General features: G+C 39.3%; 4 protein-coding genes, 12 tRNA genes, 2 rRNA genes and 1 pseudogene. 18 read left to right on the top strand and 1 reads right to left on the bottom strand.

The window, feature by feature from the left end:
• The 14 genes from ACVRWY_RS06370 to ACVRWY_RS06305 form a co-directional block, all read left to right on the top strand.
• A 23S ribosomal RNA gene (locus ACVRWY_RS06370) occupies window positions 1-126 on the top strand; the annotation flags it as partial.
• A gap of 204 nt (window positions 127-330) precedes the next feature.
• A 5S ribosomal RNA gene (rrf, locus tag ACVRWY_RS06365) occupies window positions 331-446 on the top strand.
• Between the two features lie 4 nt (window positions 447-450).
• A tRNA-Val gene (locus ACVRWY_RS06360) sits at window positions 451-523 on the top strand.
• Window positions 524-530: 7 nt separating this feature from the next.
• Window positions 531-601: transfer RNA gene (locus tag ACVRWY_RS06355), tRNA-Gly, on the top strand.
• 32 nt (window positions 602-633) lie between these two features.
• Window positions 634-707 (top strand) — tRNA-Ile (locus tag ACVRWY_RS06350).
• Between the two features lie 11 nt (window positions 708-718).
• A tRNA-Glu gene (locus ACVRWY_RS06345) sits at window positions 719-790 on the top strand.
• A 17-nt stretch (window positions 791-807) separates the two neighbouring features.
• A tRNA-Ser gene (locus tag ACVRWY_RS06340) sits at window positions 808-897 on the top strand.
• Between the two features lie 14 nt (window positions 898-911).
• Window positions 912-985, top strand: a tRNA-Met gene (locus ACVRWY_RS06335).
• Between the two features lie 17 nt (window positions 986-1,002).
• A tRNA-Phe gene (locus ACVRWY_RS06330) sits at window positions 1,003-1,075 on the top strand.
• A gap of 16 nt (window positions 1,076-1,091) precedes the next feature.
• Window positions 1,092-1,172 (top strand) — tRNA-Tyr (locus tag ACVRWY_RS06325).
• Window positions 1,173-1,176: 4 nt separating this feature from the next.
• Window positions 1,177-1,247: transfer RNA gene (locus ACVRWY_RS06320), tRNA-Trp, on the top strand.
• Between the two features lie 14 nt (window positions 1,248-1,261).
• Window positions 1,262-1,334, top strand: a tRNA-His gene (locus ACVRWY_RS06315).
• A gap of 6 nt (window positions 1,335-1,340) precedes the next feature.
• A tRNA-Gln gene (locus ACVRWY_RS06310) sits at window positions 1,341-1,412 on the top strand.
• 8 nt (window positions 1,413-1,420) lie between these two features.
• Window positions 1,421-1,504: transfer RNA gene (locus ACVRWY_RS06305), tRNA-Leu, on the top strand.
• A 102-nt stretch (window positions 1,505-1,606) separates the two neighbouring features.
• Here the strand turns inward: ACVRWY_RS06305 and ACVRWY_RS06300 are convergent.
• Window positions 1,607-2,870 (bottom strand): annotated as a pseudogene (locus tag ACVRWY_RS06300) (ISL3 family transposase).
• A gap of 228 nt (window positions 2,871-3,098) precedes the next feature.
• Between ACVRWY_RS06300 and ispE the strand changes: the two are divergent.
• The 4 genes from ispE to ACVRWY_RS06280 all read left to right on the top strand — a co-directional run bounded on the left by ispE (window position 3,099) and on the right by ACVRWY_RS06280 (window position 6,269).
• Window positions 3,099-3,947 carry a 4-(cytidine 5'-diphospho)-2-C-methyl-D-erythritol kinase gene (ispE, locus tag ACVRWY_RS06295; RefSeq protein WP_354369196.1) on the top strand — a complete coding sequence of 283 codons (849 nt, stop codon included), beginning with the start codon at window positions 3,099-3,101 and terminating at the stop codon, window positions 3,945-3,947.
• A gap of 368 nt (window positions 3,948-4,315) precedes the next feature.
• Window positions 4,316-4,762 carry a zinc-dependent MarR family transcriptional regulator gene (locus ACVRWY_RS06290; RefSeq protein WP_354369188.1) on the top strand — a complete coding sequence of 149 codons (447 nt, stop codon included), beginning with the start codon at window positions 4,316-4,318 and terminating at the stop codon, window positions 4,760-4,762.
• Entirely contained in the window at window positions 4,759-5,463 is a 705-nt protein-coding gene (locus tag ACVRWY_RS06285) for a metal ABC transporter ATP-binding protein (protein WP_354369186.1), read from the top strand. The genes ACVRWY_RS06290 and ACVRWY_RS06285 overlap by 4 nt, the downstream gene beginning before the upstream one ends.
• Window positions 5,460-6,269 carry a metal ABC transporter permease gene (locus ACVRWY_RS06280; protein ID WP_354369184.1) on the top strand — a complete coding sequence of 270 codons (810 nt, stop codon included), beginning with the start codon at window positions 5,460-5,462 and terminating at the stop codon, window positions 6,267-6,269. Before ACVRWY_RS06285 ends, ACVRWY_RS06280 begins: the two co-directional genes overlap by 4 nt.
• Window positions 6,270-6,362: the final 93 nt, after the last annotated feature.

Raw genomic sequence — 6,362 nt, 5'->3', positions numbered from 1 at the left:
AAGATGAGATTTCCCATGATTTTATATCAGTAAGAGCCCTGAGAGATGATCAGGTAGATAGGTTAGAAGTGGAAGCATGGTGACATGTGTAGCGGACTAATACTAATAGCTCGAGGACTTATCCAAACTAAGTAATGAGAACGTAAAGAAAAGCGTATGATTTTAGAAACTCAACGCGGAAGTCGTTGAGACTTCAAGGCGATTTGTCTAAATCACTAGTTTTTTAGTTCGAATACAATTGATAAAATTCAACGACGTCAGTATTGACAGCGTACGGTTTTCTTGATAGAGTATAGATATTCAATTTTGAGTGGTCAAACCATTCGCTAGTTAAGTGACGATAGCCTAGGAGATACACCTGTTCCCATGCCGAACACAGCAGTTAAGCCCTAGTACGCCTGATGTAGTTGGGGGTTGCCCCCTGTGAGATAGGGAAGTCGCTTAGCTAAAGGGAGTTTAGCTCAGCTGGGAGAGCATCTGCCTTACAAGCAGAGGGTCAGCGGTTCGATCCCGTTAACTCCCATTTATATGCGGGTGTAGTTTAGTGGTAAAACTACAGTCTTCCAAACTGTTGTCGCGAGTTCGATTCTCGTCACCCGCTTGAACAAATTGTTCTTCCAAGCAATAATGCTTGGGCGCGTAGCTCAGGTGGTTAGAGCGCACGCCTGATAAGCGTGAGGTCGGTGGTTCGAGTCCACTCGTGCCCATTATATAATATGGTCCGTTGGTCAAGGGGTTAAGACACCGCCTTTTCACGGCGGTAACACGGGTTCGAATCCCGTACGGACTATAAATTTATATATAAATGGAGGATTACCCAAGTCCGGCTGAAGGGAACGGTCTTGAAAACCGTCAGGCGTTTAAAAGCGTGCGTGGGTTCGAATCCCACATCCTCCTTTTTGTTTTAATATCGCGGGATGGAGCAGCTAGGTAGCTCGTCGGGCTCATAACCCGAAGGTCGTAGGTTCAAATCCTGCTCCCGCAATAACCTATTGTGGACATGGCTCGGTAGCTCAGTTGGTAGAGCAATGGATTGAAGCTCCATGTGTCGGCGGTTCGATTCCGTCTCGCGCCATTATAATTTAATTTTTGGAAAGATAGCGAAGAGGCTAAACGCGGCGGACTGTAAATCCGCTCCTTCGGGTTCGGGGGTTCGAATCCCTCTCTTTCCATTATACGGGCATAGTTTAAAGGTAGAACTAAGGTCTCCAAAACCTTCAGTGTGGGTTCAATTCCTACTGCCCGTGTTACTATTAATATGGCGGGTGTGGTGAAGTGGTTAACACATCAGATTGTGGCTCTGACATTCGGGGGTTCGATTCCCCTCACTCGCCTTTAATTGGGGTATAGCCAAGCGGTAAGGCAAGGGACTTTGACTCCCTCATGCGTTGGTTCGAATCCAGCTACCCCAGTTAGTTATGCCGGCGTGGCGGAATTGGCAGACGCGCTGGACTCAAAATCCAGTGTCCGCAAGGACGTGCCGGTTCGACCCCGGCCGCCGGTATAATTGATATTAAAAAACGTTGATTTATTTCAGCGTTTTTTAATTTTTCTTTAGTTTTATAAATTAATGGCTCTTTGTCAACTGTAGTGGGTAGATGAAAAGCTAACACCTAGAGAGGACGAAATTCGTTCTCTCTTTCTTTATGTTTAAGGCAATCAAAATGCGTTTCTTAAAGTTTTCAAAGTTCCTGAAACCAAAGGCATTTCGCTTAATGACTTTGATGAGATTGTTAGTAGCTTCTAACTTGGCGTTAGAATAAGGCAACTCTAGGGTATTCAAAACAGGGTATTCAAAACCTTGTCCTTTAGAAATGTCTTAAATACTGTCTGGAAAATAGGATTAACAGTGGCTATTTCCTGTTCGATGAGTTGGAAGAAATGACCTGAATTTTTCTCTTGGAAATGGAATAAGAGAAGTTGGTAGAGTTCATAGTGCTGTCGTAGTTCATCTGAGTAAGATAGGAGTTTTTCTAGAATTTCCTTGTTAGTCAAGTGTATCCGAAACATAGGGCGATAAAATCGTTTATCGCTGAGTTTATGACTGTCTTGTTGTATCAATTTCCAGTAGCGTTTCAAAGCTCGGTATTCCTGCGATTTTCTATCGAATTGATTCATAATTTGAATACGGACACGGTTCATAGCACGACTAAGGTGTTGCACAATGTGAAAGCGGTCGAGTACAATCTTGGCATTTGGAAATAGTTGTTTGGCAAGTTGATAATAGGGACTGAACATATCCATGGTAATGACTTTGACCTGATTTCTAACCTTTCTAGGATATCGTATAAAGTGATTTCGGATGGTGGTTTGAGTTCTTCCGTCAAGGATGGCAATGACATTTTGGGAGTTGAAATCTTGTGCGATAAAGCTCATCTTCCTCTTCTTGAAGGCATACTCGTCCCAGCTCATCACCTCAGGTAAGGTATTCCAATCTGTTTCAAACTTGAACTCATTGAGTTTTCGAATAACTGATGATGTTGAGATGGATAGCCTGTGTGCGATATGTGTCATTGCTTGATTTTCGATGAGCAATTGGGCGATCTTCTGGTTAACAGCGACAGAGATTTAGTGATTCTTCTTGACAAGAGGAGTTTCAGAGACCGCTATTTTCCCACATTCCTTGCACTTGAAACGACACTTTCGAAGGCGGATCAGCAAGGGATAGCCAGCAGTTTCTAGGTAGGGAATTTTGGAGGCTTTTTGGAAGTCGTATTTGACCATTTGTTCCTTGCAGGAAGGGCATTTAGGGGCTGTGTAATCCAAGCGACCGTGGAGTTCTAAGTGAGTTCCCCTATCGAATTCATCAGTGATAAGGATATTTTGGTCTTTAATGCTAAGAAATTTGTGATAAGATTTAGTTGTCCCATGTGAGTCTTTCTAATGTCAGTTTCGTCGCTTTTCATTATAGGTCATATGGGACTTTTTTCTATACTCAAAAAGGCTCTATAATCTCCATAGTGGTTTTACCCACTACAGAAATTATAGAGCCCAATTAATGTGTAAAGATAGGGAGGGAAATCATTTATTTAACCCTATTATAAAAAATAATAATTTGTTATAATGGACAATATTACTTGATGGAGGATAGAGATGAGATGCAGGTTATTGAGAAGGCACCAGCAAAAATAAATCTTGGTTTAGATATTATTGGTAAACGACAAGATGGGCTTCACGAGCTGTCAATGATTATGATGAGTGTTGATCTGAATGATTATGTTATGGTTTCTAGCTTGAGTGAAGATGAGATTGTGATTGAAACCAATTCTACTCGAATTCCTTCGGATTCTAAAAATGATGTTTATAAGGCCTGTCAGTTACTTAAGGAGAAGTATAATATCAGATCGGGTGTTAAAGTAGTGTTAGAGAAAAAAATACCGGTTTGTGCTGGTATGGGAGGAGGCTCTAGCAATGCTGCGGCAACTTTACGTGCTTTAAATAAATTGTGGAACTTAAATTTGTCGTTGGAAGAGTTAGCTGAAATTGGTGGAAAAATTGGAACAGATGTTCCTTATTGCGTATATGGTGGATGTGCGTTAGTCTCAGGTTGGGGTAATGAGGTATCACTTTTAGAATGTGTTCCTAAATTTTGGGTAGTATTAGTCAAACCAAATTTTGGTATTTCAACACGAACAGTTTTTTCTGATCTAAGTATGGATTCTCTAAGCCATGTTGATATTGAAAATTTAAGAGTTTCTATTTTAGAAAAAAATTATGATGCCATGGTGAATTATATGGGGAATTCCCTTGAATCTATTAGTATTGCTAAGAAACCCTTTATTAATCGTATTAAGGAGAAAATGGTAGAAGCTGGGGCAGATGTGGCTTTGATGACAGGAAGTGGTCCAACAGTTTTTGCTGTTTGTCGTAGTGAGAAGCAGGCTAATCGTGTAGTAAATAGTATGAGAGGCTTTTGTAAAGAAGTTTATAAAGTCAGAACACTTTAAAAGAAGTTTAAGTCTTATAGTTAGAAATAGAGACGTCCATTATAGGTAATACTGTTGAGTCGTGAGAACCTATCTCACGACAATTGTCTGAAGCAGCTGTGATTTTCAGAATTTACTTGTTAATTGGTAGGGATTAAAAGTTGAAAAAAGAGGTAGAGTTTTAAATAAGAATACTTAGTTTTGAGAACTTGTGTGACTTAGGGATTGATTGTCAGAACTACTATTACTAATAAGTAGTTGATCTTTCAAAATTACTTTTGCCTATTTTTACACTCAGAGAGCAAGAAATAGACGAAACATCATTGCTACCTTACTATTTTTATGTTATGATGTAGGAGTATTAAATTAACTGGTTAAGGAAATAGGCTGTGGAAAAATTATCAATTAAATTGGATCAGACGCTGAATTATATTTTGTTAAAGGCTGAAAATCAACATGAGCTGTTGATTGGAGATTGTCGTAGTGACGTTAAGGTGACCAATACTCAGGAGCATATTTTAATGCTATTATCTGAAAAGCAGTTGACTAACTCGGAGCTGGCGAAACATTTACATATTTCTCAGGCAGCTGTGACTAAGGCAGTAAAATCTTTAGTGCGTATGGGGCTTTTAGAGACTCAGAAGGATACTAAGGATGCTCGAGTGACATATTTTGTGTTGACGGATGAAGCGAGACCTATTGCAGAAGAGCATCGTCATCATCACGAGGAGACTTTGGGAGCATATGGGGAATTGTTAAAAAGATATTCAAATAGTGAAAAGAGTATTATTTATCGATTTTTAGATGATTTAAGTAAGGAGTTAGGGGAATCATGAGATATATAACTGTAACAGATTTGTCATTTCAATATGATGCTGATCCTGTATTAGAGCATATTAATTATCATTTGGATAGTGGGGAGTTTGTTACTTTAACAGGAGAAAATGGTGCGGCAAAATCTACCTTGATTAAAGCGACTTTGGGAATCTTAAAACCTAAGGTAGGTTTGGTTGAAATTGCAAAGCACAATACTAGTGGAAAAAAATTGCGCATTGCTTATTTGCCGCAACAAATTGCTAGCTTTAATGCCGGCTTCCCTTCGACAGTTTATGAATTTGTTAAATCTGGACGCTACCCTAGACAGGGCTGGTTTCGACGGTTGACGCAACATGATGAAGAGCATATCAAAGTTAGTTTAGAATCAGTTGGAATGTGGGAAAATCGTCATAAGCGAATTGGTGCTCTTAGTGGTGGTCAAAAACAACGTGTCGTGATTGCACGTATGTTTGCCAGTGATCCCGATATTTTTGTGCTAGATGAACCAACAACGGGAATGGATGCTGGTACGGCAAAAACATTTTATCAATTGATGTCACATAGTGTGAAAAATCATGGAAAATCTGTTTTGATGATCACACATGATCCCGATGAAGTGAGTGATTACACTAATCGTAATATCCACCTCGTACGAAATCAAGATCTACCATGGCGTTGTTTTAATGTCCACGATAGAGATGAAAGAGGTGAGGAAGCATGATGGATATTTTAGCTTATGATTTTATGCAGCGAGCTTTGCTGGCTGTGGCTGCTATGAGCATTTTTGCGCCTATATTAGGAATTTTTTTGATTTTGCGTCGCCAGAGCTTGATGAGTGATACCTTAAGCCATGTTTCTTTATCAGGTGTGGCTGTTGGTGTGGTTTTAGGAGTTTCTCCCACTTGGACGACTATTATAGTTGTTGTTATTGCAGCAATAGTGCTGGAGTATCTGAGAACAGTTTATAAGCATTACATGGAAATTTCAACAGCTATTTTGATGTCGATGGGACTGGCATTATCTCTTATTATTATGAGTAAGGCAGATAATTCTAGCAGTTTAAGTTTGGATCAATATTTGTTTGGCTCGGTTATTACGATTAGTCAAGAACAAGTAATAGCTTTATTTCTTATCGCAGCTATTATTGTTCTACTGACATTTTTATTTATTCGTCCCATGTATATTTTAACTTTTGATGAAGACACTGCTTTTGTTGATGGATTACCAGTTCGGGCGATGTCAATTGCCTTTAATATTGTGACTGGTGTTGCAATCGCCTTAATGATACCAGCAGCGGGAGCATTACTTGTTTCTACTATTATGGTTTTACCAGCTAGTATTGCTATGAGATTGGGTCGGAGTTTTAAGGCTGTTATTTTTATTGGGATGTTGATTAGTGTGATTGCCATGATTGGAGGAATCTTCTTGTCTTACTGGGCTGAGACTCCTGCTAGCGCCACGATTACTATGATTTTGATTATTTTATTTGTTTTTGTGAGTCTAGTTAATCGACTACTAAAAATCTAACGTAAGTTTGGTAATATAAAATGGTGAGAGGTCGGATCTTCATCCTATCTCTTTCTTTATGCAACAGAGTATAATAAAAACGAGAGCTATTTG

Source organism: Streptococcus porcorum, from assembly GCF_053203725.1.
This window is presented reverse-complemented; position numbering and strand designations above follow the sequence as displayed.

Excerpts from the sequence above, each read along its gene's own strand:
- ACVRWY_RS06285 (WP_354369186.1), top strand. The coding sequence starts at position 4,759 with ATGAGATATATAACTGTAACAGATTTGTCATTTCAATATGATGCTGAT.
- ACVRWY_RS06280 (WP_354369184.1), top strand. The coding sequence starts at position 5,460 with ATGATGGATATTTTAGCTTATGATTTTATGCAGCGAGCTTTGCTGGCT.
- ispE (WP_354369196.1), top strand. The coding sequence starts at position 3,099 with ATGCAGGTTATTGAGAAGGCACCAGCAAAAATAAATCTTGGTTTAGAT.